The sequence below is a fragment of the Microcoleus sp. A6-C6 genome (assembly GCF_036705955.1).
In the GTDB taxonomy this organism is placed as follows: Bacteria; Cyanobacteriota; Cyanobacteriia; order Cyanobacteriales; family Microcoleaceae; genus Microcoleus.
This window is the reverse complement of sequence record NZ_JAUBVR010000031.1, coordinates 1-26,532: the sequence shown is the minus strand read 5'-3', so window position 1 is coordinate 26,532 and position 26,532 is coordinate 1. Positions and strand designations below refer to the sequence as shown.

The 26,532-nt window shown below is 46.2% G+C and carries 19 protein-coding genes and 1 tRNA gene; 14 read left to right on the top strand and 6 right to left on the bottom strand.

Annotation, left to right across the window (positions count from 1 at the left end):
- Nucleotides 1-132: 132 nt before the first annotated feature.
- The 14 genes from arsC to urtE all read left to right on the top strand — a co-directional run bounded on the left by arsC (nucleotide 133) and on the right by urtE (nucleotide 14,802).
- On the top strand, nucleotides 133-534 hold the full coding sequence (gene arsC / locus QUB52_RS14495) for an arsenate reductase, glutathione/glutaredoxin type (RefSeq protein ID WP_265235879.1): 402 nt from the start codon (nucleotides 133-135) through the stop codon (nucleotides 532-534).
- A 160-nt stretch (nucleotides 535-694) separates the two neighbouring features.
- On the top strand, nucleotides 695-1,681 hold the full coding sequence (arsS, locus tag QUB52_RS14490; RefSeq protein ID WP_332972868.1) for an arsenosugar biosynthesis radical SAM (seleno)protein ArsS: 987 nt from the start codon (nucleotides 695-697) through the stop codon (nucleotides 1,679-1,681).
- A complete protein-coding gene (locus QUB52_RS14485; RefSeq protein WP_265235877.1) occupies nucleotides 1,660-1,857 on the top strand; it encodes a hypothetical protein in 198 nt (65 codons plus the stop codon). Before arsS ends, QUB52_RS14485 begins: the two co-directional genes overlap by 22 nt.
- Entirely contained in the window at nucleotides 1,850-2,578 is a 729-nt protein-coding gene (locus tag QUB52_RS14480) for a TVP38/TMEM64 family protein (RefSeq protein ID WP_265235876.1), read from the top strand. The genes QUB52_RS14485 and QUB52_RS14480 overlap by 8 nt, the downstream gene beginning before the upstream one ends.
- Before the next feature lie 472 nt (nucleotides 2,579-3,050).
- The gene (locus QUB52_RS14475) at nucleotides 3,051-5,555 is read left to right on the top strand and encodes an ATP-binding protein (RefSeq protein ID WP_265235875.1); all 2,505 of its coding nucleotides are present in this window, start codon (nucleotides 3,051-3,053) and stop codon (nucleotides 5,553-5,555) included.
- Nucleotides 5,556-5,682: 127 nt separating this feature from the next.
- A complete protein-coding gene (locus QUB52_RS14470) occupies nucleotides 5,683-6,582 on the top strand; it encodes a class I SAM-dependent methyltransferase (RefSeq protein WP_332972876.1) in 900 nt (299 codons plus the stop codon).
- A 432-nt stretch (nucleotides 6,583-7,014) separates the two neighbouring features.
- Nucleotides 7,015-7,734, top strand: coding sequence for an HAD family hydrolase (locus QUB52_RS14465; RefSeq protein ID WP_332970112.1), 720 nt, complete (start codon nucleotides 7,015-7,017; stop codon nucleotides 7,732-7,734).
- A 129-nt stretch (nucleotides 7,735-7,863) separates the two neighbouring features.
- Nucleotides 7,864-7,936: transfer RNA gene (locus tag QUB52_RS14460), tRNA-Ala, on the top strand.
- Between the two features lie 475 nt (nucleotides 7,937-8,411).
- The gene (gene urtA / locus QUB52_RS14455) at nucleotides 8,412-9,734 is read left to right on the top strand and encodes an urea ABC transporter substrate-binding protein (protein WP_332972869.1); all 1,323 of its coding nucleotides are present in this window, start codon (nucleotides 8,412-8,414) and stop codon (nucleotides 9,732-9,734) included.
- A gap of 179 nt (nucleotides 9,735-9,913) precedes the next feature.
- Complete coding sequence (locus QUB52_RS14450) at nucleotides 9,914-11,071, top strand: ABC transporter permease (protein ID WP_332972877.1); 1,158 nt, start codon at nucleotides 9,914-9,916, stop codon at nucleotides 11,069-11,071.
- Between the two features lie 26 nt (nucleotides 11,072-11,097).
- The gene (urtC, locus tag QUB52_RS14445) at nucleotides 11,098-12,240 is read left to right on the top strand and encodes an urea ABC transporter permease subunit UrtC (protein WP_332972870.1); all 1,143 of its coding nucleotides are present in this window, start codon (nucleotides 11,098-11,100) and stop codon (nucleotides 12,238-12,240) included.
- A gap of 91 nt (nucleotides 12,241-12,331) precedes the next feature.
- Nucleotides 12,332-13,060, top strand: coding sequence for a TIGR00266 family protein (locus QUB52_RS14440; protein WP_332972871.1), 729 nt, complete (start codon nucleotides 12,332-12,334; stop codon nucleotides 13,058-13,060).
- Nucleotides 13,061-13,287: 227 nt separating this feature from the next.
- Nucleotides 13,288-14,034: an urea ABC transporter ATP-binding protein UrtD gene (urtD, locus tag QUB52_RS14435; protein ID WP_332972872.1), complete on the top strand. Its 747-nt coding sequence runs from the start codon at nucleotides 13,288-13,290 to the stop codon at nucleotides 14,032-14,034.
- A 69-nt stretch (nucleotides 14,035-14,103) separates the two neighbouring features.
- Nucleotides 14,104-14,802, top strand: a complete 699-nt coding sequence (urtE, locus tag QUB52_RS14430; RefSeq protein WP_265235868.1) for an urea ABC transporter ATP-binding subunit UrtE — start codon at nucleotides 14,104-14,106, stop codon at nucleotides 14,800-14,802.
- Between the two features lie 216 nt (nucleotides 14,803-15,018).
- Here urtE and QUB52_RS14425 read toward each other — a convergent pair whose 3' ends face one another.
- The 6 genes from QUB52_RS14425 to QUB52_RS14400 form a co-directional block, all read right to left on the bottom strand.
- Nucleotides 15,019-15,156, bottom strand: a complete 138-nt coding sequence (locus QUB52_RS14425) for a hypothetical protein (RefSeq protein ID WP_265235866.1) — start codon at nucleotides 15,154-15,156, stop codon at nucleotides 15,019-15,021.
- A complete protein-coding gene (locus tag QUB52_RS14420) occupies nucleotides 15,089-15,796 on the bottom strand; it encodes a pentapeptide repeat-containing protein (RefSeq protein ID WP_332972873.1) in 708 nt (235 codons plus the stop codon). The genes QUB52_RS14425 and QUB52_RS14420 overlap by 68 nt, the downstream gene beginning before the upstream one ends.
- Nucleotides 15,797-15,989: 193 nt before the next feature.
- On the bottom strand, nucleotides 15,990-16,466 hold the full coding sequence (locus tag QUB52_RS14415; protein ID WP_265235864.1) for a chemotaxis protein CheW: 477 nt from the start codon (nucleotides 16,464-16,466) through the stop codon (nucleotides 15,990-15,992).
- Nucleotides 16,467-16,590: 124 nt separating this feature from the next.
- Nucleotides 16,591-19,395 (bottom strand): hybrid sensor histidine kinase/response regulator, encoded by a 2,805-nt coding sequence (locus tag QUB52_RS14410; protein ID WP_332976204.1) that lies wholly within the window; start codon nucleotides 19,393-19,395, stop codon nucleotides 16,591-16,593.
- A gap of 238 nt (nucleotides 19,396-19,633) precedes the next feature.
- On the bottom strand, nucleotides 19,634-25,426 hold the full coding sequence (locus QUB52_RS14405) for a PAS domain S-box protein (RefSeq protein ID WP_332973293.1): 5,793 nt from the start codon (nucleotides 25,424-25,426) through the stop codon (nucleotides 19,634-19,636).
- Nucleotides 25,427-25,564: 138 nt separating this feature from the next.
- Nucleotides 25,565-26,062 (bottom strand): chemotaxis protein CheW, encoded by a 498-nt coding sequence (locus tag QUB52_RS14400; protein WP_265234632.1) that lies wholly within the window; start codon nucleotides 26,060-26,062, stop codon nucleotides 25,565-25,567.
- Nucleotides 26,063-26,532: the final 470 nt, after the last annotated feature.

Genomic DNA, 26,532 nt, shown 5'->3' with positions numbered 1-26,532 from the left:
GGGTTGCAGAATGAAAAATTTGGGATTTCTCTTCAGTCCGCGGAGGCGGACATCGTTTGTGTAGCCGCGGTTTCTAACCGCCGGGGCCTTAACTAACAACTAACAACCAATAACCAACAACTAACAAAAACCATGAAAAAAGTAATGTTCGTTTGCAAAAGAAACTCCTGCCGATCGCAAATGGCAGAAGGATTCGCTAAAACCATCGGCAAAGACAAAATTGCCGTCAGCAGTTCCGGCTTAGAATCAAGCAGAGTTCACCCGACAGCAATTCAAGTCATGTCAGAAATCGGCATTGATATCACCGACCAAAAATCTAACGCATTAAGCGAATTCAATGCCGAAGACTACGACGCAGTAATTTCTCTGTGCGGCTGCGGCGTGAATTTACCCGAAGCGTGGGTATTGCGAGAAGTATTTGAAGATTGGCAACTCGACGATCCCGACGGACAACCTATCGAAACTTTTCATCGCGTTCGAGGTGAAATTAAAGCACGAGTTGAAAAATTAGTTGACTCTCTCAAAACAGATTAATCTTGAAATTATCATCCTTGGCTTGGGGTGGCGATCGATTCTCAACTGACAGATTTTAACCTGTCGCTGTCGCATCCAAAGAATTAGTGCTAAATTATGAGAGGCGTTCCCCCGGAACGCCTCTATATTCGTTGCGAGCACAGACTAAAAAATTTAGCACATGATTCAGACAGCAATCACACCTTTCAAAAAGAAACTCAACTCAGCTTTAACTAAAAAGCCGATTACAGTTTTACAAATTAATCTAGGAAAACGCTGCAATCTCGCTTGCACTCACTGTCACGTAGAAGCTAGCCCAACACGAACAGAAGAACTTTCCCCGGAAATATGCGACCAATTAATCGAAATCATTCGCCGTTTTCCTCAAATTAAAACTGTTGACCTCACTGGCGGTGCTCCCGAAATGCTTTACGGTTTTAAACCGCTGGCGGAAGCTGCCCGGACGACAGGTAAAGAGGTAATTGTTCGTTCTAATTTGACGATTTACTTTGAAAAGGGTTTTGAAGATATTCCCGAATATTGCGCGCAACACCAACTTAGAATAGTGGCATCGCTTCCCTGCTACCAAGCTGATAATGTTGACAAAATGCGCGGTAGCGGTGTTTTTGACAGTTCGATTCGAGCGCTGCAAAAGCTAAATCAGTTGGGATACGGGAAAAACCCCAATTTGATTCTGGATTTGGTGTACAATCCGCAAGTGCCGGCAACAGATAAGTTTTCGCTAACAGCGGAACAAGGTAAGTTACAGCAAGATTACAAGGTTTATTTAGCCGAACATTTTGGGATTTGTTTTAATCACTTGTTCGCGATTACTAATTTGCCCGTGGGACGGACTAAGTTTCATTTGGAACATAAGAAACTTCACAAGCCTTATCTAGGATTTTTGGAGGATAATTTTAATCCCGGTACTCTGGAACATTTAATGTGTCGCAACGAATTGTCGATCGACTATTTGGGCAATGTCTACGACTGCGATTTTAACCAAATGGAGAATCTGCCGGCTAAAACTGGCAGCGGGGAAAGGATAACTGTTGCTAAATTGCTAGAATCTGGTAGTTTAGATGTAATTCCAGAGGTGCAAACTGCTGCTTATTGTTACGGCTGTACGGCAGGTTCCGGTTCTAGTTGCGGCGGTACTTTGATTTGAGAAGGAAGAAGGAAGAAGGAAGAAGGAAGAAGGAAGAAGGAAGAAGGAAGAAGGAAGAAGGAAGAAGGAAGAAACTATGCTTTTGGGCCCGATTCCCGATTCCCGATTCCCCATGCTTTTGGGCCCAATGCCCCATGCCCATATTATTGAGAATGGAGATTTTAAGTTATGAATGATTTGCGATCGCCCGGTGAAGAAAATCCACCACCATCAAATAAATGGAAGCTAATTGTAGGGATTGGTTTGGTTGTGGCTTTGATTGTGGCGGGAAAGTTTTTCAATTTTCAAGGAATTCTGAAAAATGGGCTGGAGTCGATCGCCAATCTCGGCCCTTGGGGCCCCGCAGCTTTTATCGTAATTTATATTATCGCAACAGTTTTATTTATCCCCGGTTCTTTGCTGACTCTCGGTTCTGGCGTTTTATTCGGAGTCGTTGGCGGCACGGTTTGCGTTTCTATCGGATCGGTTTTGGGCGCAACTTGCGCTTTTTTAATAGGTAGGTATTTAACTCGCGATTGGGTTTCCAAACAGATAGAAGGAAATCCCAAATTTCAGGCGATCGACTCCGCAGTTGCTTCGGAAGGATGGAAAATTGTATTACTGACGCGGCTTTCGCCAATTTTTCCGTTTAATTTACTTAACTATGCTTTTGGAGTCACGCAGGTGTCTCTCAGAGACTATTTTTTCGCCTCTTGGATTGGTATGATTCCCGGAACCGTGATGTATGTTTATATCGGCTCCCTGGCTGGGAGTTTGGCTGCAATCGGAGCCGAAGGGCGATCGCGCACTACTGCTGAGTGGGCTCTATACGGCATTGGTTTGCTAGCAACGATCGCCCTCACCGTTTATGCAACCCGCTTGGCCAAAAAAGCTTTAGACGAAAAGATTTCTGCTTGAAGCTCTAGCGCAAATTTGTAAAAATGTCAATACGGTTTTGCCCATAATTTATAATACATTGCTAATTTAAAAAACTCCGTATTTTCTCTGTGTTATTTACAAAGATTTTGTTATACAAACGAGATAGATATTAAATATATCGTAAAGCACTAACCTCCAGAAAGTACACTCAAAGGTCAAAATACAAAATTGATGTCAAAATAGAATGCGATATTGCGATCGAAATAAAAATAGTTGGCAGCCAGAAATCCACATCCCGATCGGCAAAACCTAGGAGGAATCAAGTGGGATCGTCGTAGTGCTGTCTCCCTCACGAGCCTTATATAGGTCGCTCAGGGCCAACAGCAATCGAAAAAAAATGCTTTTTACAGAAATAAAATGCTCCCACTCAAGTCCTCACTGCTGACCTGATATTAATTCTGCCCATTGACCAATGCCGTTCGATCGATTTGACTCTCGACGAGAACATTTGATGATGCAAAAACCAGCAAATCAAGCCCGACCCGTTTCTGCGCCGCCGCCCCACCAAAGGCAAAAACTGCGCCATTTTTGGCAAAATATCAGCATCAGCGCTCAATCGCGCTGGCAGCAACTGCAAAGTCTTTCGCAGCACAGACGGCAGCGGCGCCATTTGCTGACCCTGCTAATTCTCGGCACCACGGCTTTAACCATTAGCACAACTACTTGCGTCAGCTATTTTTTTGTGCGCGGGCTAATCCTGGACAATTTAAAGGAAATAGCACTATTAAAACTACAAAAAGGCACCGATGAAATCGATCGCTGGCTCAGCAGCCGCAAAGCAGAAATAGAAACCATCGCTTACTCTCCAAAGGTTCGCACTCTCAATTGGGAATTAGTAGAACCCCGGTTGCAAGGAGAAATATACAGGTTAAAAGAGTATTTCATCCTGGCATTAATTCAACCCGACGGCTCACTAACTAACACTCTAGGCAACCGCACGAATGTCAAAGACCGCCAACACTTTAAAAAAGCAATCGCCGGGCAGATTAACGTTTCTGACCCGCTGATCAGCCGCAGTACACAAGTTTCGACGATTGTCGTTTCAGCTCCTGTTTGGGCATTGCCACAGGCTTCCAATCAAGTAATTGGAGTCCTATCGGGCAGCATTAAATTAGACAGAGTAGCAAATGTTGTTAACAGCCTGCATTACGGTTCCGAGAGTTATGCTTTTGCGCTCAATTCAGAAGGAGTGCCAATTGTTCATCCCAACAATAACTTAATCGGAAATAGCGATCGGCCTGCTCCAAGCTTTTTACAGTCAAAAGATTCCGCACTCTCCACAATTGCGCGGCACATGATCGCTCGCCAGACGAACATCGAACTGGTAAACATAGATAACAAATGGGTCTATGCGGTCTACGCTCCCCTCGAGGAAGTGAATTGGTCGATGGCCTTAATAATTCCCCGTGAAAATATTGAATCCAAACTGCAAGCATTAAATTTTCTGACATCCGTCGTCGTCGGACTGCTCGTTCCGGCAATGCTAGCAGCAATTTGGCTAATTTATTACTCGGAAAACAATCACGCCAGAGCCGAGCGAGAAGCCATGCTCAACCGGATTGCTGGACGCATTCGCGCTTCTCTAGAATTAGACAAAATCGTGCAAAGTACAGTCGAAGAAATAGTAAATTTGCTGCATCTAGAACGAGCGGCTTTTGGTTGGTACGAACCGCAGAACAAAACTTTACAAATTTTGTGGGAATCTTCCCAATTTGATTGTCCGAGACAAGCGATAAACTTTGAGCCTTACTTGGTGGAAAATTTGTCAGTAGGGAGCGACCAATCAGAGCCAATTATTTTTACTGGCGACACTTGGACTAGGGGTGCAAGTCAACCGCTCGAACTGAAAGCTAATAGCTATTTAGCCGTGCCTGTGCCGACTCAAAACCAGCGACAGGGTTATTTAGTTTGCAGCCACGCTACTCAGTGGTTTTGGAGCGGGGAGGAAATTAAACTGTTAAAAGCTGTAGCAGATCAATTGGCGATCGCAATTACTCAATCTCACCTTTACACTCAAACCCAAGACCAAGTAAAACTGCTGAATAGTGCCTTACACGAACTAAAAAAGACTCAAACCCATTTAGTGCAGAGCGAAAAAATGTCATCCCTCGGTCAAATGGTGGCGGGGATAGCGCACGAAATCAACAACCCGGTTAACTTCATTTCGGCTAATTTGCCTCACACCACAAAATATACTAAAGATTTATTAGAATTGGTGAGTTTGTACAAACAAACATTCCCAGAAGTTCCCCCAGAAATTGCCGATTTTACCGAAGAAATCGAACTAAATTTTATTGAAGAGGATTTGCCACATATATTAAATTCTATGAAAATAGGAACCGAACGCATTCGCAGCATAGTTCTTTCTTTACGCAACTTTTCTCGCCTCGATGAATCTGACAAAAAAATGGCGGATATTCACGAAGGTATGGAGAATACCTTGCTGCTGCTCTCCAACCGTATCAAAAATGGCATTTACATAGTCAAGAGATACGGAAAAGTGCCTTCAGTTGAGTGTTATCCTTCTCAGCTAAATCAGGTGTTTATGAACTTGCTGAGCAATGCGATGGATGCTTTGAATGAGATCGATCGCCTGGATAAAATAATTACTATTTCCACGGGAGTAATTCGAGAAAATGGCGGTAAATTTCTGAAAGTGGCGATTACCGACAACGGCCCGGGCATTCCCGACAACATTCAAGATCAAGTTTTTAACCCATTTTTTACTACAAAACCAGTTGGGCAAGGGACTGGTTTGGGATTAGCAATTAGCTACAAAATTGTAGTGGACGGACACGGCGGTAGCATCAAAATTTCTCAACCTCCGGCTGGCGGGACGGAGTTTTTGATAAAAATTCCGATTAGTAACGAACAGCAAGAAGCAAGCAGGAAGAAGCAAGTTGGGCAACGGATGAGTGTCGCGGAGGCAAACTCCCATCTAAAATCTAAAATCTAAAGAGGTTCGGCAAGAAGCAGGGTACGGGAGGTAAACGCCAATCTCAAATCGAAAAATGGAAAATCTCAAATCGACTAACTGGCTGGCGTTGGCTAAAATTAAAAGAGTTGTTGTGCAAGGAGTTTTTATGGCTGTTGGTAAGGATACAATTTTCGAGCGCTTTTTGTCGCCGCTGATCCGACTGGCGATCGACGAAGAAGCAATCAAACGACTCTACGAGGGTATTGACTGGGAAACAGCGGGCGATCGCCACCGACAACCCAACCTAGTTTATCCCGAATATTACAGCAGCCAAAACTTTCACGGCATCAAAGGCGGCTACCTCAACCCCAGTGCAGCGGTTTCCTACGATCCAATCACGCAATACGTTTTGCCTCCCCACGAAACAGTCGCCAGACAATGCTTGATTGACGCTGTGCGGGTAAAACCGCGCCGAATTATTGATTTGGGATGCGGCACCGGTTCGACCACACTGATGCTCAAACAAGCCTTTCCTGAAGCGGAAGTTATCGGCCTGGACTTGTCGCCTTATATGCTGGTAGTCGCCGAAATGAAAGCGCAAAAAGCTGGGTTAAATATCGAGTGGTTGCACGGAAATGCTGAAAGCGTGGGTTTTGCTGACAGCAGCTTCGATTTAGTCGCAGCTTCGTTGCTGTTTCACGAAACGCCGCCTGCTGTCTCGCAGGCAATTTTGCGAGAAAGCTTCCGACTGCTGAAGGTTGGGGGACAAGTGGCAATTTTGGACGGAAATCAAAAAACTTTGCGGCAGACAGAGTGGCTGACTGATATCTTTGAAGAGCCTTATATTAAGTCTTACGCGGCTGGTAGTATTGATGCTTGGGCGGGGGCTGCGGGATTTGCTGCGGTGCAAACTCAGGAACATTGGTGGGTGCATCAGGTGACGCAGGGCGTGAAACCTCTTCTTGGAGAAGATTTCGAGCCGGTGCGTCAGGCGAAGGTGTCGAATTTGGGCGATCGCACTCCTGATTTTGATGGCGATTTACCTGGCATTCCGGCTCCCGCTTGATTTATTGTTAGTAATACCAATTTAAAAAAGTTTTGCGACAATCCTGAATCTTATATCAATTATTAAAAGTCGCAGATCCCGGTAAGGACACGGCATTGCCCAAGGCGTGTCAACTTAAGCTGCGAACGTAGTCACAGACGGCTGTTTGGCGATTAAGGCCAGATCCCCCCTTAGCTTGCCCCCTACTCCCCCTTAAGAAGGGGGGGACAAGAAGCACTCAAAGTCCCCCTTGCTTTCGGGGAATTTAGGGGGATCTGGCCTCTGCTATAAACGAGAGATACAAAAGTTTTTAGGCTTAAGTTGACACCAATGGACATGGCGCCATGTCCCTACAGATGATCGCGCATAATCTATGTGTTACCGTACTTTGAATAATTGATACAACTTCATTCTTCCCTCTTCCTTCTTCCTTCTTCCTTCTTCCTTCTTCTAATGACTCTAAAAGCAGTTTTATTTGATTTTAATGGCGTTATTATTAATGACGAGTCGATTCACGAGAACTTAATCGATCGCCTGATGCTCGATGAAAATCTCCAGCTCAAACGTGGGGAGTTTCGAGAAGTTTGTTTGGGAAGGAGCGATCGCACTTGTATTACCGAACTGCTGAAACGCCGGGGACGATATCTGACAGAAACATACCTCGATCGCTTGCTACTTGGCAAGGCCAAAGCTTATCAGGAAACAATCAATAGTTTGGAAACATTGCCCATTTATGCGGGTTTGGCAGAATTTATTGACAAAATTCGGGTTTCGGGACTAAAAATGGCGGTAGTTAGTGGGGCAATGCGATCGGATATAGAATTGGTGTTAGATCGATCGGGTTTGGCTGCAAATTTCGAGTTAATTATCGCAGGCGACGACTTGGCGGCGAGTAAACCAGAACCTGACGGCTATCTGTTGGCTGTGGAACTTCTCAACCAGAAATATCCCGGTTTTAACTTGCGGGCGATCGAGTGTTTGGCATTAGAAGATACTTTTGCAGGGATTGAAGCGGCGAAAAAAGCTGGGATTCAGGTAGCGGGAGTGACTCACACTTACCCGTTTCACATGATCCAGCGCCAAGCTAATTGGACGGTGGACTATTTTGCTGATTTAGAGTTGGACAGAGTAGCGGAACTTTGCTCGATCGCCCCGACTCCACCAGCAGCATAAAACACTTGACGTTTTTAGCAGTTACGTGCTAACGTAGTTGACGGTCTGCCAAAGTCAGTAAAAATGCGACCTGTAAGCCTCTGAGATTCGGCAATCCCGCATCTAAAATGCTAAATTGAAAGTCAATCAGGGGAATTAGCTCAGTTGGTAGAGCGCTGCGATCGCACCGCAGAGGCCAGCGGTTCGAGTCCGCTATTCTCCATAAATCAGTTGACAGTGGACAGTGGACAGTGGACAGTTGACTCCGAAAGCAGTTGCAGAGTAGGGGAATCAAACCATTTATGCTATAGGTTCTCGGCTGTATTGATTAGGTTATTTATGTCCGCGCCCGATGTGGCTGTTGCTATATTTGTAGAAAGGGCGATCGTCATCTGCTTTGATATTTGCCTATGAGTGTGCGATCGACCAGTTACTGCCTAACTCCAAGCATTCATCAGGTATTTCTCTAAAAAAAGCGGGTTTCTAATTTCAGACTGATTTTTGAAATGACGTATCTTGGTGTCTAAACTCCATTTCTGCCACAGTTGCCATCAATCCCCACAAAACCTTAATTTTGTCAATCAATAATAAGTTTTGTATCTAAACATACAAAAGTATTCTCAATCTAGTCTTAATATCAAGTCGCTATATGTTATTCTCAATCATCTGACTGAGCTATTTAAGAGTAACAAGAAAAAATGACAAAGCGATTCGATCGGCGGAAATTTCTTTTATACGGTTCTGCTACCCTCACATCAAGTTTATTTCTAAAAGCTTGTAGAACTCCGACTCCAACAGCCACCCCAGCCGCTTCTCCAACCGGAACTACACCAGCATCACCAGCAGCAGTCAGTGGAAACACGATCAAAGTAGGAATTTTGCATTCCTTGAGCGGCACAATGTCCATCAGCGAAAAAAGCGTGGTTGATGCCGAACAATTAGCGATCGAAGAAATTAACAAAGCTGGTGGCGTCCTGGGAAAACAAATCCAAGCAATAGTAGAAGACGGCAACTCAGACTGGCCAACTTTTGCCGAAAAAGCCAAAAAATTGATCGATCAAGACAAAGTTGTCACCGTCTTTGGCTGCTGGACATCTGCCAGCCGCAAAGCAGTATTGCCAGTATTTGAAGAAAAAAATCATATGCTCTGGTATCCCGTACAATACGAGGGTCAAGAGTGTTCCAAGAATATCTTTTATACCGGGGCGGCGCCGAACCAGCAAATAGAACCAGCAGTAGACTGGCTGCTAGAAAATAAAGGCAAAAAATTCTTCTTAGTTGGGTCTGACTACGTTTTTCCCCGCACGGCAAACACGATTATCAAAGCACAACTAGCAGCCAAAGGCGGAGAATTAGTTGGCGAAGATTACATTCCTTTGGGCGGTACAGAAGTCACGCCAATTATCACTAAAATCAAGGCAGCTTTGCCCGACGGTGGCGTCATTTTCAATTCGCTCAACGGCGACAGCAACGTCGCATTTTTCAAACAGATGCAGGGTGCAGGTTTGGGCCCTGACAAATATCCGTCCATGTCTGTCAGTATTGCAGAAGAAGAAGTAAAGGCGATCGGCGTAGAATATCTTAAAGGCCATTACGCCGCCTGGAATTACTTCATGACTGTGGACTCTCCCGCAAATACAAAGTTTGTCGCAGCATTCAAAGCAAAATACGGCAAAGACAGAGTGACAAACGACCCGATGGAAGCAGCTTACATCATGGTTTACCTGTGGAAGCAAGCCGTCGAAAAAGCAGGAACAGCCGACGATTTGGACAAAGTGCGGGCAGCAGCTTTGGGTCAAACTTTTGACGCGCCGGAGGGCAAAGTAACGCTGGAAGCTAACCACCACCTTGCTAAATTTGTGCGATTGGGCCAAGTAAGAGAAGACGGTTTGTTTGAGATTGTTTTTGCTACTCCAGAAGCAGTGAAGCCTGTTCCTTGGAATCAGTTTGTCGCTGAAACAAAAGGCTTTTCTTGCGATTGGTCAGATCCGGCCAAAGGCGGCAAGTTCAAGACGAGCTAAGTAACAGTTGACAGTTGACAGTTGACAGCGAAGTTTTTAGGCAGTTTGTAGGGTGCGCATTCCGCACCTTATTTCTTAGATAACTGCGCACCTAAAAGGTGACTCTTGGTGCGCAATGCGTACCTTACCCCCTTACATAACTGCACCAAATATTATAGAAAAACAGGAGTAAAAAAGTGCTGAGCGGCTTATTGGACGGTTTATTCAACGGCATTAGCATCGGCGCTGTTTTACTAATTGCAGCCCTGGGATTAGCGATTATTTTCGGGTTGATGGGCGTGATTAATATGGCTCACGGCGAATTGATGATGCTGGGGGCTTATACAACTTTTGTAGTGCAGAATGTTTTCAAAGGTATTGGAGGATTTGCCTTTGAAATGTATATTTTATTTGCGATTCCCCTAGCTTTTTTAGTAGCGGCGCTGGTAGGATTAATTCTCGAACGAGGTGTGATTCGCCATCTCTACGGGCGGCCCCTAGAAACTTTGCTGGCGACGTGGGGCGTAAGTTTAATTTTGCAGCAGTTTGTCCGCAGTGTTAGTTGGGTGCTGGTAACGGGAATAGTAGTTTTTTGTTTGCTATTTTTTGGCGGCTTGCAGGTGCTGAAATCGCGATCTGATTTCGATCGCATTCGCAGCAAAATTATCGCCATAATTTTGCCTTTATCTTTGGGTATTTCCTGGGCTGTCAGCGCACTTTTAAGCGAAACTTACAAACTCGCAGTAACTAAACCTTGGTTTGGCGCTCAAAACGTTGATGTGACTGCGCCTGCATGGTTGCGCGGCGGCATCCCGCTGGGCAATTTTCAACTCCCCTACGCCAGACTTTTTATTATTGCGCTGACAGGAGTTTGTTTGGCGGGAATTTACCTATTTTTGCAAAAGTCTGTGTGGGGATTGCGGATTCGCGCTGTGACGCAAAATCGCAGCATGAGCGCTTGTTTGGGAATACCTACCGAGAAAGTAGATGCGCTGACTTTTGCTTTGGGTTCTGGGTTGGCTGGTGTTGCTGGCTGCGCGATTAGTCTGATCGGTTCGGTAGGCTCAAATACCGGACAAAATTATATTGTCGATACTTTTATGGTTGTGGTTGTGGGCGGTGTGGGCAAGATTATGGGGAGTGTAGTTGCTGCAATGGCGATCGGCACTGCAAATTACTTGATAGGTTCGGGAACCTTAGCAATAATGTTCGCTCCTGTCAAGCCTTTAGCGGACTTCTTCACATTTTTCGCCACAACCAGCATGGCAAAAGTCATGGTATTCGCCTTAATTATGGCTTTTCTGCAAGTGAAGCCAGGAGGAATTTTTCCGCAAAAAGGACGCACTGTTGAGAATTAACAACTACAGCTTCGATCGCCAAAAAAATGAAAAATACACAAAAAAAGGCACGGCTAAAAGAAGCAGCAATTGTAGGGGCGATCGCCCTAATTGCGATCGTGCTCATCCCAGGAATAGTTCCTGACGCTCGTCTCAACCAATTAGGACGATTTTTAGCACTAGCAATTGCAGCCCTCGGCATAGACTTAATTTGGGGATACACAGGTTTACTCAGTCTGGGACATGGCGTGTTTTTTGCCCTAGGTGGCTACGCATTCGCCATGCACCTAAAACTGCAAATTCCCCCAACCGCCAGCACTCAATTGCCCGAATTTATGAGCCTCTACGGCGTTACTGAACTGCCTTGGTTTTGGCAACCATTTTACTCTTTTCCCTTCTCAATCATCGCAATATTCCTAATTCCAGCCATCTTAGGTGGACTTTTAGGTTACTTAGTATTCCGTAATCGAATTCGAGGCGTTTACTTTTCAATTCTCACCCAAGCAGCAACAATAGTATTTTTCAACTTTTTCAACGGTCAGCAAAAACTGATTAACGGAACCAACGGACTCACCGACTTTAAAACCCTGTTCGGAGCCACAGTCAACAGTAGAGATACTCAATATATTTTCTACATTCTCACCATACTATTTCTAGTAGCAACCTACGCCCTCTGTCGGTGGCTGACAAGCGGGCGTTTTGGGCGCTTGCTACTAGCAATTCGCGACGACGAAGTGCGCCTGCGTTTCTCCGGATACAATCCCACAGGATACAAAGTTTTAGTATTTGCAATATCCGCCGGTTTAGCCGGAATAGCAGGCGCCTTATTCACAGTACAAACCGGAATCATTTCCCCGAAAGCAATGGACATTGCATTTTCGATCGAAATGGTAATTTGGGTAGCCGTAGGAGGCCGCGCCACATTATCAGGAGCAATATTGGGAGCGCTGCTAGTCAACTTTGGCAAAAGTTTCTTGAGCGAACAATTTCCTGAAGTCTGGCTATTTTTCCAAGGCGCGCTATTTTTAATAGTCGTCACAGTCCTGCCAGATGGCTTAGTTGGATGGCTGCAAAATCACGATTTTGAACACATCCGCCGCCTGTTCAAAAAACCAAAGTACGCATCTACTTATCCCAGCCTGGAACAAGACCCCGAAGTACAGCGAGAAAAAGAAGAACTTGAACATTGAATGCTCAACAATGATATACGTTATGCTTGCGGATTGTCCAGGAAAGATTTTGTAGTAAAATATTGAGTTATTTAATTTTAGGGACAAAGAGATGGCAGATATTATTGACTACAAAATCTACGGCGACGACTTGCAACTCATCGAAATTGAACTAGACCCCAGAGAAGGCGTCAGGGCTGAAGTGGGAGCCATGACATACATGGAAGGTGACATCCAGATGCAAACAGCCACAGGTGGTGGCATATTTCAAGGTTTCAAACGGATGCTGACAGGGGAAAGTTTTTTTATTAGCACCTTTGTCAACAGCGGAAATCGCAAGGCCCGCGTCGCTTTTGCCGCCCCCTATCCTGGGAAAATAATTCCCCTCGATTTAGGTCAACTTGGCGGCAAATTTCTGTGTCAAAAAGACTCATTTCTCTGTGCGGCAAACGGTATTGACATTGATGTAGCTTTCACCAAGCGACTCGGTGCTGGTTTCTTTGGCGGAGAAGGCTTTATTCTGCAAAAATTGCAGGGTGACGGGTTAGCTTTTGTTCATGCGGGAGGAACAATAGTTGAGAAAAATTTGGGAGTTGGCGAAGTGTTGCGAGCAGACACTGGTTGTTTGGTCGCTTTTTCGCCGACTGTAGATTACAATATTCAGTTTGTGGGCGGGTTTAGAAATGCTTTATTTGGTGGCGAAGGCTTGTTTTTGGTCAAGCTAACTGGGCCTGGTAAAGTGTATTTGCAAAGTCTGCCACTCTCGAAATTGGCTGAGCGAATTATGGCTGCACATAAAGCTCCTGTAACGAGCAGTTCTAGCAGTTTTCAGTTAGAATAAATCGGCTGTAGGGTGCGTCATCCTGCAAATTTATTTGTTTTTTCCAATACTATTGGCTGACGCACCTTGCAAGAAACTCCCATTAAATTCATTTGCTCTGCATTCTAAAAAATATCTGCGTTTATCTGTGTTAATCTGCCTTAAATCGGCGGTTGCCGTATTAATCAAAGATTTATGCAATGCAAGTCTAAGGCAAACCCGTTGTTGTATATTGCAGAATTAAAATTATGAATGGAAAAGTATTAGAAATCGAAAATTTGACTGTTAGTTTTGATGGTTTCAAAGCCATCAACGGTTTAAATTTCAGCATGGATGCGGGCGAACTGCGAGTGATCATTGGCCCCAACGGTGCGGGGAAAACAACTTTTCTCGATTCGATTACTGGGAAGGTGCAGCCGACGGAAGGGCGTGTGTTATTTAAGGGAAAAAATTTGCGGAAATTGTCGGAATATCAGATTGCTCGCCTGGGTATTGGCCGCAAGTTTCAGACGCCGCGAGTTTATTTGAATTTAACGCCGCGCGAAAATTTAGAGCTATCTTGCAACGGCAATAAAAATGTATTTCCAACTTTGTTTAAGCCTGCTCCTACTGCTGAAAAGCGCACGGTTGCGGGTTTGTTAGAAACAATTGGTTTGGTGGCTAAGGCTGATGTTTCGGCTGGTTTGCTTTCTCACGGGGAAAAGCAGTGGTTGGAAATTGGGATGTTGGTGGCGCAATCTCCTGATTTGTTGTTGGTGGATGAACCTGTGGCTGGTTTGACTGATGAGGAAACGGCGCTGACTGGAGATTTGCTGATTTCGTTGGCCGAAAGTCATTCGGTGTTAGTGATAGAACATGATATGGAGTTTGTGCGGCAAATTGCTCAAAAGGTGACGGTGCTGCATCAGGGTTCTGTTTTGTGTGAGGGAACGATGGATGAGGTGCAAAATGACGATCGCGTAATTGAGGTATATTTAGGAAAACCTGACAGTTGATAGTTGACAATTGTCATTAGTCATTAGTCATCAGTCATTGATCATTAGTTATTACCCATTATTAAATATATGCTGCAAGTCTCTGATTTGAATGTTTATTACGGCGAAAGTCACATTTTGCGCGGTGTCGATTTAAGCGTCAATGCGGGGCAAATGGTTTGTTTGATCGGCCGCAATGGTGTTGGCAAAACTACGATGCTAAAAACGATTATGGGGTTGCTGCAACCGCGCAGCGGCACAATTAATTTTGGCGGACAATCTATTGCTTCTAAGTTGACTCACCAGCGGGCTAAAATGGGCATTGGTTATGTGCCTCAAGGGCGCGAAATTATCCCCCGTTTGACTGTGAAAGAAAATCTTTTGTTAGGTTTGGAAGCGAAACCAACTCTGACAAAAAATCCTGAAGTTCCTGATGAGATTTTTGAGTTATTTCCGGTTTTGAAGACTATGCTCGATCGCATGGGAGGCGATTTGAGTGGGGGACAGCAGCAGCAGTTGGCGATTGCTAGGGCTTTGATGGGTGAGCCGAAATTGCTGGTTTTGGATGAACCGACGGAGGGGATTCAACCGTCTATTATTTTGGATATAGAGGCTGCGGTGCGCCGCGTGGTTGCGACTAGGGGAATTTCGGTTTTGTTGGTGGAGCAGCATTTGCATTTTGTGCGGCAAGCTGACTGGTATTATGCTATGCAAAAAGGTGGGATTGTGGCTTCTGGAAGCACTGGCGAATTGAGCGATGAGGTGGTTCAGAGATTTTTGGCTGTTTGAATCGAAGGAAGAGGGAAGAAGGAAGAAGGAAGAAGGAATTGGTGTCAATTTTATGTGAAACTTAACTGGTTCCAAGGTTCTGCCTGGGAACCCATATCAGCGAGGCTCTGCCTCGATTGCGAAAGAGGAAAAAGGAGGCAGAGCCTCCAGATATTCGTTACCAGGCTCTGCCTGGTAACGATTTTAAAAACCCGGTTTTTGCCTGTAGGAATTTCATTACTTTTTTCTTCTTTCTTCTTCCCTCTTCCTTCTTCCTTCTTCCTTCTTCCTTCTTCCTTCTACTGTGTTATTGCTTTTTGCTGCCGTCTGGCATTGTGGTGCCGGCCATGCTTGCTCGATCGATACTAGCGCCATCTATATTAGCATTGCGGAGGTTCGCATTTGACAGATTTGCGTCTCTGAGGTCGCAAAATCGCAAGTCTGCACCGTCTAAATTGGTTCCTGTCAAGTTGGCTTTTCGGAGGTTGGTGTTGCTGATTCTTGCTCCGATTAACTGGGTTCCGCTTAAGTCTGTGCGAGCCATATTGGTGTTGACAAAATCTGAGATCTCGAAGGTACTGCCGCTGAGGTTGGCGTCTGATAAATCTGCTCCTGTGACGATCGCATTTTTTAAGCGTATGTTAACTAATTTTATCGCTCGGAGGTCACACCGGACGCAGCTTTGGGTTAGCAACAGCGTTTCGACGTTGGCGTTAATTTGGTCAATTTGTTGCTGGGAAAATTTTTCGGCAAATTCTGGGGAGACGTAGCCGAGGTTTTTGGGATCTTCTGCTTTTGGTTGGGGTGTTGGTGTTTGGGGTGTTGGTGGTTGAGTTGTTGGTGGTTGGAGTCTTGGTGGTTCGGGTATTTGTGGTTGGATGATTGGTGGTTGAGGTGTTTCTGGTTGGATGATTGGTGTTTGGGCGATCGCCCTTTGTTGCAGTCCCACCTTCGGATATTGTAGAGTAGCGGCAAACATTAGCAGGGCGATCGACAATCTTGTGATTTTTTTCATAAAAACATTGCAAATAAATCATTTATATTGTATGATATTATGCGCCTTTATTGCCGTATTATATGATAATAATTACGTTATATGTGTTTGACATAAAAATATAAAATTGGTTGGTAGTGAGGATTTTAGTCCTCAGATTTTCAAGAAAACTCAAGTCCTCATTACTACCTAACATTGATTAGCAGCGGGCGCGCTACATTTCGCTAAATAGATCCAAATTCAGATAAAAGACTTCAGAACCGTCGGGTGCGCGAATTATCTTTTCTATTACCGGAGGTAGTTGCTGTTTGCGGTACAATTCGGGAATTTCGCCGAAGCTTTCTTCAGAAATTTCCAAAATCTTGGGCATATCAGGAATGGGAATTCCCAGGCGATCGCTCTTATTTAAGCTGCAAACAATCAGGTAGTTGCAGTCAGCAATGCTCCGACTGCTAGGAAATATTTTGGATAAATTAATCAAGGTAATCAGTTCTTCTTGGTGCCGCACTAAACTTTGACCGCTATTTAAAAAACCGTAGGGATTAAAGTCTTTAACCACGCGCTGCACTTTTTCTATAGAAACTGCATAATTAACGTTTCCCAGTTCAAAGGAAATAAGTTTTCGAGGAGGCGTTCTGACAGCGCCTTGTTTCTTGCTGCGAAAACGACGATTGTAATTCGTGTGAGTCATGCGATTTTAGATTGGGGGATTGGTAATTGGTAATTGGTAAATCCAAAAGCTCGAAACATTTGTATTCCTAATGACTAATGACTACTGACTACTGACTACTGACTACTGACTACTGACTAATTATTTAATGTTTGATTAATTTGGGTATAGCTTCTAAAAGTTGGGATTCGCTGTAAGGTTTGGTGAAATATTGATTAGCGCCTAATTCCATTGCCATTTGCCGATGTTTTTCGCCGCTGCGGGATGTCAGCATGGCTACGGGAATCTTAGCAAACCGCTGGGTCGATCGCATAGAGCGCAATAATTCAAATCCATCCATCCGGGGCATTTCAATATCAACAATCGCCAAACTGCAATCGAGACCATTTTGCAGCTTTTCCAGGGCATCCAAACCGTCTTTAGCCTGCACGACTCGGTAGCGGGCGCGAGTCAGCATCAGAGACAATAACTGCCGAATTGTATAGGAATCGTCCACTATCAAAATCTGGGGTGACTGACTCGAACTCGGCGCCATATGCGGCGTTGTACCCGACACAGGCGCGATCGAACTATTGGACAAAGGTTGACCCACCAAATCATCCACATCCAAAATAGTCACCACCCGCCCGTCCCCCAAAATCGTACTCCCCAAAACCCCGCGAGGCTTCGAGAGAGGCGGCGGCAGAGGTTTAACCACAATTTCCTGCTGGCCGATCAGGCGTTCCACTGCTACCGCCAGCATTCCTTCGCTAGAAGCCAAAACCAGCACGGGAATGTGATCTTGAGTCAAAGGGTCTGGGGAGGGGCCATCGGGGCCGAGAACGCTGTATTCGAGCAAATCTTGCATCCGCACCAAACGAATAAATTCATCCCGCCACCACAACATTGGTTGATTGCCGGCGGTGTGAACTTCCGAAGCTTTAACGTGCAGAATTTCCTCGACTGCATCCAGTGGAACTGCTATTTTATTGCGATCGGTCTTTACCATCAAAGCCTCAGTAATCGACAGCAACAGCGGCAGTTTGATGATAAAACTCGTACCTTTTCCCAGGCGAGAATCCACCTTCACCGTCCCGCGCACAGTCCGCAAATTTGTTCGCACCACGTCGAGTCCGACTCCCCGCCCGGAAAGATCGCTCACTTCTTCGACAGTGCTAAAACCGGGCCAAAATAGAAAATCATAGAGTTCAATAATCGAAAATTCTTGAGCTTGTTCTTCCGTCGCTAAACCTTTTTTAACAATTTTGCTGCGAATGATTTCCGGGTCAATTCCTTTGCCATCATCGGCGATAGTAATAATAGTTTGACCGCCTTGGTGACGGGCTTCTATTTCAATTTGACCGCTGGCTGGCTTGCCGATTGCTTGCCGAATTTCGGGCATTTCGATGCCGTGATCGAAAGCGTTTCTGACTAAGTGTATTAAGGGGTCGCGCAAAGCATCCAGCAAACTTTCGTCAATTTTGGTATCTCTTCCTACTAACAGCAAGTTGACATCTTTATCGTAGGTGAGGCACATATCTCGAAGCGCCCTAGGTAAGTGATCTACGGCGCGACTGAAACTCACGACTCGCAACTGCATGACGCGGCTGCGTAGCTGTTCGGTAATGCGGCGCAGTTGGTCGGTACTGCGCTCGAATTTCATTGCTAAAGTGTCTAATTTGGTGGCGGATTGTGAAATTGATTCGGCGGTTTCGATGACTTCAGATGCTGTCGAGTGGAACTCTGTATAACGATCCATCTCTAAGATATCGAAGTGATTATGGGCGATCGAGGATTTGACGTTAGCAAGCAGTGGAAATTCTGTTTCTGCTGCTGCAATTTTTCCCACCAATCCCGAATTGTCGTTTCCCCCTCTCCAATCGGCAAAACTCAGTCTGTCGTATTCTTCCCGCAACTGGCCGCCGAATTGGTTTAAATCTACGATACTGCGGCGAATTCGCTTGACTTCGCCCCGCAATTCTGATTCTTGCAGTTCCAAATTGGTACGGTTGATGACTAATTCTCCGACTAGATTTACTAATTCTGTTAAGCGTTCTAAATCTACGCGGATTGTTGGTCTTTGCGGGTTGGGGAGAGGGGAAGAGGGGGAGAGGGGGAGAGGGGGAGAGGGGGAGATTGGGGGAGGGGTTTCGGATGCTTGTGATTCGTCGGAGGGTGGGGGGGAGATTTGGGGGAGTTCGATCGCCCTTCCGTCTAATATCTGCTGGCGTGCGGTTTGCAAATTTTGGGCGATCGCCCAACCGTCGGACTGCAACCGTTGTAGAGTCAAGTCCTTTGAGTCGATCAAATCTCTGAGGGGTTCAGCGACTGTCCCAAAATCTGGCAATTGCAGCATTCCAGCCAAACCGGATAGTTGGTAATAAACCTGGTTGAGGGCGGTGACGCTTTTTGGCAAATCTGCCTCAGAAGCTTGCGAAAGCTCAGTTTCTAGGCGATTGAAGATTGGCGGCAATTCGTGTTCAAAAATCAATTTCAGGGTTTCGGGGGCTGGCGATTGGCTGGCTGGGGGAACTGGTGGCGGTTCGGGCTTACCGTATTTTGCCTCGAACTGGGCGTGAATTTGGGCGATCGCCTCCAAGTTTGCCGTTTGATCGGGAGTGGTGACATCCGAGTGCTGGATGGCTTCGATCGCAATCTTTTTGAGAGCATCCACACCTTGCAGCAAAATAGTCACAGTTGCCTGTTCCAGGGCCGACAAGTCTGTGCGATCGCGCAAAATGACAAAACAGTCCTCCAGCGTGTGAGCAGCCGCCGACACGTTTTGAAAGCCCAACATCGAACCCGCACCTTTAATCGAGTGAGCGCCCCGAAACATTTCTTTAACAGCCGCTTGTCGCCCTTTCAAATCGGCGGATTCCATCGCCAGCAAGTGAGTCTCCATTGACTGAAGAAACTCTTGCGTTTCTGCGGTAAAAGCATCTATTAATTCGTTTAAATCATCGTCATTCATATTAGTCGGTTGTCGGTTGACTGTTGACTGTTGGCTGTTTTTTTTATATGTCAGGTTAATTGACTGTAATTATTTTAGGGGCGGATTGACGATTATCAATACTAAATCCGGCATTCTTAGTCCGCTAGCAGTGGACTTCGTTTGTTTAGTAGCGATTTCAATCGCCGAATTATCTAATCTGACAATCGTCAACTGACAACTGTCAACCGTCAACAGTCAACTGTCAACAGTCAACTGACTAACTGCGGAAATTTGCCACCGACTTTTGCAATTTGTCAACAGAACCGGATAGATCGTCCAAAGATGCTTTGACATCCGAACCCTTTTGTGCAGTAGTATTAGCAATCTCGTTGACTTGCTGCATACTGTTAGAAATTTCCTCAGCCGAAACAGTTTGCTTAGCTGAAGCGCGAGTAATATTCTGCACCAAAGCATTCATTTCTCGACTAACTTCGATGATGGCATTCAGGTGAGTTTTAGCTTCGCTGGCTAGCTTAGTGCCTTCCACTACCTCCAAAGTTCCCGATTCCATTGCCTTCATCACGCGGCTGATTTCTTCTTGAATTGTACCGACAATTTCCGAGATTTCTTCAGTAGCGCCGGCCGATCGCTCTGCAAGCTTCCGCACCTCTTCGGCGACAACCGCAAAACCCAAACCTTGTTCGCCCGCTCGTGCCGCTTCAATCGTAGCATTGAGAGCTAACAAATTGGTTTGGGAAGCCAGTTGAGAAATCGAAGTGACAATTTTGCCAATTTGCTGCGAAGATTCGCCCAAACGCTTCATCATTTTTGAGGTTGAGGCGATCGTCAACCGGAGTCCGTTAATGCCTTCGACAGCGCGATCGACCGCCATACCGCCGACTTCTGCGGTGTGAGAAGATTGCTGGGCGACTGTTTCAGCCCGCACCGAAACATCTCGCACGTCGCGGATCGAATTCACAATCCGCTCGATCTCCCGCATGATCGCAGATATTTTTGTTGCTTGAACTTCCGCCTGTTGGGTGAGTTGGCTGGTATTGCTGATTGACTCGCCAGTGGCAGATGTTACCTGTTCGGCTAAAGTTTGAATCCCCGTTACCACCTTCCGCAGAGAACCGATTAAGAAGTTGAAAGAATCGGCGACAGCACCTAAAACATCGTTGGTAACTTCCGCCCTGACTGTCAAATCGCCTTGAGCCGCGCCTTTAATTTCTCCCAACAATTTGAGGACTTGCTGCGTCATCGAATCGGCTTCAGCTTTGCGTTCTGCTGCCAATTTTTCCAGCCGTTCTTCTGCTTCTTTGCGTTCGGTGATATCAAAGCGGATGGCGATATATTTGATTATTGTGCCACTGGTATCGAAGATGGGGGCGATCGTCGAATCTACCCAATAAAATGAGCCATTTTTAGACAGATTTTTGATTTCTCCTTTCCACACCAAACCGCGCGAAATTGTCATCCACATTTCGGCAAAAAATCCTTTGGGATGGTAGCCGGAATTGACGATGCGGTGGTCGCGGTGCAGCAATTCTCCCATGCTGTAACCGGAGATTTGAATGAATCTGTCGTTGGTGTAGGTAATCAGGCCTTTGATGTCAGTTTCGCTGACGATCGCAGCTTCGTCTAGGGCATTTTGCCGCGTTTTGAGTTCTTGCAGCAAGCGTTGCTGTGTCTCGGCCAACTCCTGCATCTGCTGCTGGGATGCTCTTTCTTGGGTGACGTTGCGGCAAACGACTACACCGCCTTTGATTGCTCCGGTTTCGTCTTTGAGCGGGCTGCCGCTAATTTTTATCCACAGGCCCTCCGGCTGGGCTGCGTGGCGAGTGAAAAGCTCTACTTCGCGTACTGATTCTCCTCGAATTGCGCGCGCTAAAGGTATGTCGGCTGTGGGATAGGGAGTGACTCCATCTGGCAAAAATAAGCCGTATTTTCCCGACCACTCGTCGGGGGGAGTATCTGTCGAACCCAAGCCAAAGATATTTTCGGCGGCGGGGTTGAATAAAACAAAATTGCCATTTTCGTCGGCAGCAACTACGCCGTCGCTAATGCTGTCAATTAACAGTTGCAAAAGATTGCTTTGGCCTCTAAATTTGTCTTCGGAGCTGGCTAATTGGGCTGTTGTTGCTTGCAGTTGGACGATCGCCTGTTTGCTTTGGGTAATGTCGCGAGCGACTGCATACATGATCTTTTCTTCTATTAGCGGTCGCGACTTCCACGACAGCCATTTGTAGGAACCGTCTTTGCACCGGTAGCGGTTTTCAAAAGCGATTACTTCGGCCCCGTTAGCTATTTTTGCCGTTTCTGCTAAGGTTTTTTCGCAGTCTTCGGGATGGACGAAATCGATAAAAGATTGGTCTTGCAGTTCTTCTACGGTGTAGCCGAGGGTTTTTGCCCAAGCGGGATTGAGGCGCTTGAATTTGCCTTCAAAATCGGCGATGCAAAGCAAGTCGAGGGAGAGGGTGAAAAACCGATCGCGCTCTACTTCTGCTTTTTTGCGATCGGTAATTTCGATCGCCACACCGCCGACACCCATCGGTTTGCCGTCCTCTCCGGCCAAAGGAAAGTAAGACGCCAGCCAATCTCGGATAACGCCCGGTTGGTTGAGAGTTGTTCCCGACACCTCAACGTTTAAAAACGGTTGGTTGGTGGCGAGAACCTGCTGCAAAATCGGCTCTAGGGTATCAACCATGTCCGGTAAAACTTCCCTCACCGTTTTGCCGAGGTGTTCGGCAACTGAAACGCCGGTAGTTTCGGCTAATTTCTCGTTTGCTTGCACGAACCGCAACTGGTCGTCAAAGATAAACATGGCGGCCGGGGCGGCTGCAAAAAATGCGTCAAAGCGGGATTGACGCAAAACTAATTCTCGTTCTAAGGCTTTGCGATCGCTAATGTCGCGGCCTTCTGGAATCAGCATCACGATTTTGCCACTGTCGTCTACGATCGGCTTGAGGGAGAAGTCCACAGTCATCACAGCACCTCCAGCAACCAGCACGTCGGCTTCGTAGCGGACAAATTCGCCGGCGGCGGCAGAGGCGATCGCAGCTTCGATTTTTTGCTTGGATTCTGGGGAAATCTGCCACCACAGATTGTCGGCAAACTGCGTGCCCACGAAGTCTTTGCGCCCGAGTCCGGCGATTGTCATGGCTGTTTGGTTGATTTCTAAGACGGTGCCATCTGGTTCTAGCATCCCGACTAATTGGAACGATTGGTCGAAAATGGCTCGGAACAGTCTTTCGCGATCGCGCAGCATCTCTTCTGCGCGTTTGCGATCGCTAATGTCGCGGCTAACTGTTGCGAACCCCATAGGCTCGCCAGTTTCTGGGTTTTTGACTGTAAATAGGGTGAAGTCAACGGGAATATTTTCGCCGGTTTGAAAGTTCCTCAAGCGGAATTCGCCCTGCCAAAAACCGTCTCGCACAGTAGCAGGCACGATTTCTTCTCTGAAAATCTTAGCGTCTTCTGGTGTGAAGAATTCATACATACTTTTGCTTTGGACTTCTTCAATATTTTGCAATCCCGCGAGCTTAATTCCAGCGGCATTCATGTATTTTGGCTTTCCCTCCATTGTTGCCATGCCGATAAAATCAGAGCTGCTTTCTACGAGCAAAATCAATTTTTGGTTTTCGATTTCAGCCAGCTTGCGATCTGTAATATCGTTGTTAATTTCTAAAATTGCTTTGGGTTTTCCCTGTTCATCCCGCTGCAAAGTCCAGCGGCTGAATACGGTAATTTTGGTGTGGTAATTAGTGGTGTGAATCAGTTCTCCTTCCCAATAATCCTGCTGTTCTAGCTGTGCTGAAATTGATGCTAAAGGTTGGGGATATCTCGTATCAAACAAGCTGTGAGTAACTTTTCCTAAAGCTTCTTGCTTTTTCCAGCCGTAGATTTTTTCAGCGCCTTGATTCCAGTAATCAATCGTGCCGTCGAGCTCTCGAATAATCAAAGCATCGCTGGCTAGGTCGAGCATTTGCAAGTTCTGCTGCAAGGATTGTTCCGCGCGCTTGCGATTGCTGATGTTGCGGGCGATCGTTGACATAAATTCAACTTCTCCGCTCTCGGATTTGTGGACAATAATTACTTGAGAAACCGGTATTTCTTCGCCGTCTAAAGTCTGCCAAATTGTCTCGCCGCTCCACACCCCATCCCGACTAGCTGCGGGGATGCCGACGTTCATAATAGTATCAACACTTTTGGGCGATGTCAGGTCGGAAATTCTGACTTCGGCTAAACTTGCGTCCGCGCCAACTTTTAACATTTCTCTGGCGGCCTGGTTGAGATAGATGGTGCGCTGCTGGCAGTCTGCCATCCCTACCCAGTCTGTTGTGGCTTCTAGGATGGCTTTAAGCCGCAGTAGCTGCTGTTCGGATTCGCGGCTTTCTGTGATATCGCGCGCGAAGCCGAGAACGCCTATAATGTTGCCTTCTGCGTCTTTGAGGGACAATTTCTGGGTGTCGAAGACGTGTATTTTGCCGTCGGCTAAGGTGGCGGAGTCGTTGGGAGCCGGCGCAGTCTGGTTGTCGGCCCGGAAGTTTTGGATTTGGTTCTGGGAGTCTGTTTCGGCGTGGGTGTTACCGAAGATGCGATGATCGACCGATATACCGATTTCTGCGTCGTCTTTGCCGATAATTTCTGCTTGAGTTTTGCCGAAGGCGGCGGCGAAACCTGCATTGACTAGGGCGTAGCGGCCGTCTTGATTTTTGACGAAGATGCAGTCTGGGGTGGCGTCAATTACTGTCCGCAGCAAACGTTGGGAATTTTCTACTTTTGCCAGTGTTTGCCGCATTTGTTCTTCCATTTGCAGGCGCTTGGTGATATCTCTCATCGCGCAAACGAGGACTTTCCTGCCACAGGCATCTACAAATGTTGATTTTTTGCCGCAAAGAAACCGGGTGTTTCCTGCTGAGTCTGTGATAGTTTTTTGGCTTTCGGTGCTGGTATTTGACAAGAAAGCTAATTCGTCTTTTTCTCGATATATCTCTGCTTCCTCTTTGGGCAAGAACAGGTCGTAGGATTTGCCCATTAGTTCTGATCTGCTGCGACCCATGTATTGACAAAAGGCATCGTTTAATGTTAACCAGCGGTGCTGTTCGTCTTTGACGTAAATCGGGTCTGGGATGGCGTTGAGGATGTTGTTTAAGAATTCTTCTGAGGCTTTTAATTGCTCTTGAACAGCGGTGCGATCGCGAACTTCCTGTTGCAATAGTGCGTTGGTTTCCTGAATCTGCTGGGTTCTTTCTTTGACTCGCTGCTCTAGTTCTGCGGTGAGCTGCTGCAATTGGGCTTCTGTCTCTTTCAACTGGGTAATATCGCGGCCTTCGGCGAGAATTTGATATACTTCTCCTGTTTCATTTAACAGCGGTTTAAACGACACGTCAATGACTGTCACCTGGTTGTTGGCTCCGGTGATTTCGTATTCTTCCCGCACAAACTTGCCGGTCGAGACTTGTTGAATGTTGGTTTTTAGGCGCTGCTGGTTGGTTGGGGATGAGGCCCACCAAGGTGTGTGCCAAAATTTCAGCCCCAGCACTTCTGATGCTTGGAAATCGCCCAATTCTAGTGCTGTCCGATTGGCTTCGAGCAGAGTACCGTCTGGCTGCAATAATGCGATCACTTGAAAAGCTTGGTCGAAGATTGCCTGAAATCGCTGGGTAGTTTCGCTCAGCGCTTGTTCTGTTTCTTTTTTGGAGTTCAGGATTTGGGTGGAACCTACTAATAACTGGTAGCGGTTGGACAAACTCAAAAATCCGATCGCCGGAATGACAGTTATCCAATCGGAGACAGTTTGCATTACCGGGGAGTGCGGCAGTCCCAGATATTCGGCGGCGTGGCCGCTGTGTCCGAAAGCGCAACTCCAAAATATGCCTGCTGTGACTGTGGCGAAGATATCGAACCCAAATTGACGGTTTCGCCACAAACCTAAGCTGATCAGCGCAGCAATGGCAAAATAACAGACACAAATGATGCAATTGGCAACCCCAGTTAGCATCGATGGGGAGAAGTCAGGTAATGTGAGGGTGAATGTCGTGGCGATCGAGCTATAGAGAAGTTTCATGATAAAATTTATAGTTGGCAACTTAAATGCGGGCGATGGATCAATTTTAGATTTTAGATTTTAGATTGACTCCATATTCTTCCTTCTTCCTTCTACTTGATGACTACTGACTACTGACTTCTTCCTTCTTCCTTCTACTTACCAGCGTTCGGAATGGGCGATCGCTTCTACATCGACAATCATTAGCAAGCGTCCTTCGGAATTGTACAAACCTTTTAAGAATGGAGCTAGGTCAGGACTGACATCGATTGCTGAGACAATGCGATCGGGATTTAAAGGTAAAACTCCTTCGACGCGGGAGACAGCCAAGCCCATCCGCATTCTCGACAATCTCACGTCTCGCGGATCTGGCGCTTCCACCACTAAGATGCGGCTGCTTGGGTGGTGGGTGTCAACCGGCTCGATACCTGCAAACCGTCCAAAGTCTGCTGCTGCTAAGATTTCGCCCCGCAAGTTGGTTAATCCCAGCAAAAATGGCAGGGTGTTGGGAACCGGGGAAATCGGTTGTTCTTTGAGGGAAAGGACTTCCCGCACTGCTTCTAACTCTACGCCAAAGAGACTGCCTCCTTGACCGAAAAGGAGAAATTGCTTTGTTCCACTTGTCTGATTCCCCACCGGGGGAGCAGTTGTTTTCATTGCTGATTTTTTGTTTCTAGTGTATCTTACAAATTAGGATTTTGGTTGGTCAGGAAAGCCGATCGCTCGCTGCAAGTTTTCAGCATTAGTTTTGCAGGATCAAATGGTTAAATAAATCGCGGGTTGGGCAACGGGAATGATTGCTATCATTATAGATACAATTTTTAATGGATTCATAAACCCAGTGTATTTGAAAAAATGTAGTTTCTCGCTATGATGTTTTATGAAAGCTTCTGAATACTTGATATAGCGCTTTTCAAGTTAGTTTGGTCAAGCGCAAGCGATGATCGATGACCAATTTTCAATTCCCAATTTTCAATTCCCAATTTTCAATTCCCAATTCCCAATTTTCAATTCCCAATTCCCAATTCCCAATTCCCAATTCCCAATTTTCAATTCCCAATTCCCAATTCCCAATTCCCAATTCCCAATTCCCAATTCCCAATTCCCAATTCCCAATTCCCAATTCC

Bases quoted from the DNA above. Each gene is read 5' to 3' on its own strand.
- arsC (WP_265235879.1), top strand. From the start codon at position 133: ATGAAAAAAGTAATGTTCGTTTGCAAAAGAAACTCCTGCCGATCGCAA.
- arsS (WP_332972868.1), top strand. From the start codon at position 695: ATGATTCAGACAGCAATCACACCTTTCAAAAAGAAACTCAACTCAGCT.
- QUB52_RS14480 (WP_265235876.1), top strand. From the start codon at position 1,850: ATGAATGATTTGCGATCGCCCGGTGAAGAAAATCCACCACCATCAAAT.
- QUB52_RS14475 (WP_265235875.1), top strand. From the start codon at position 3,051: ATGATGCAAAAACCAGCAAATCAAGCCCGACCCGTTTCTGCGCCGCCG.
- QUB52_RS14470 (WP_332972876.1), top strand. From the start codon at position 5,683: ATGGCTGTTGGTAAGGATACAATTTTCGAGCGCTTTTTGTCGCCGCTG.
- QUB52_RS14465 (WP_332970112.1), top strand. From the start codon at position 7,015: ATGACTCTAAAAGCAGTTTTATTTGATTTTAATGGCGTTATTATTAAT.
- urtA (WP_332972869.1), top strand. From the start codon at position 8,412: ATGACAAAGCGATTCGATCGGCGGAAATTTCTTTTATACGGTTCTGCT.
- urtC (WP_332972870.1), top strand. From the start codon at position 11,098: ATGAAAAATACACAAAAAAAGGCACGGCTAAAAGAAGCAGCAATTGTA.
- QUB52_RS14440 (WP_332972871.1), top strand. From the start codon at position 12,332: ATGGCAGATATTATTGACTACAAAATCTACGGCGACGACTTGCAACTC.
- urtD (WP_332972872.1), top strand. From the start codon at position 13,288: ATGAATGGAAAAGTATTAGAAATCGAAAATTTGACTGTTAGTTTTGAT.
- urtE (WP_265235868.1), top strand. From the start codon at position 14,104: ATGCTGCAAGTCTCTGATTTGAATGTTTATTACGGCGAAAGTCACATT.
- QUB52_RS14425 (WP_265235866.1), bottom strand. From the start codon at position 15,156: ATGGCGCTAGTATCGATCGAGCAAGCATGGCCGGCACCACAATGCCAG.
- QUB52_RS14420 (WP_332972873.1), bottom strand. From the start codon at position 15,796: ATGAAAAAAATCACAAGATTGTCGATCGCCCTGCTAATGTTTGCCGCT.
- QUB52_RS14415 (WP_265235864.1), bottom strand. From the start codon at position 16,466: ATGACTCACACGAATTACAATCGTCGTTTTCGCAGCAAGAAACAAGGC.
- QUB52_RS14410 (WP_332976204.1), bottom strand. From the start codon at position 19,395: ATGAATGACGATGATTTAAACGAATTAATAGATGCTTTTACCGCAGAA.
- QUB52_RS14405 (WP_332973293.1), bottom strand. From the start codon at position 25,426: ATGAAACTTCTCTATAGCTCGATCGCCACGACATTCACCCTCACATTA.
- QUB52_RS14400 (WP_265234632.1), bottom strand. From the start codon at position 26,062: ATGAAAACAACTGCTCCCCCGGTGGGGAATCAGACAAGTGGAACAAAG.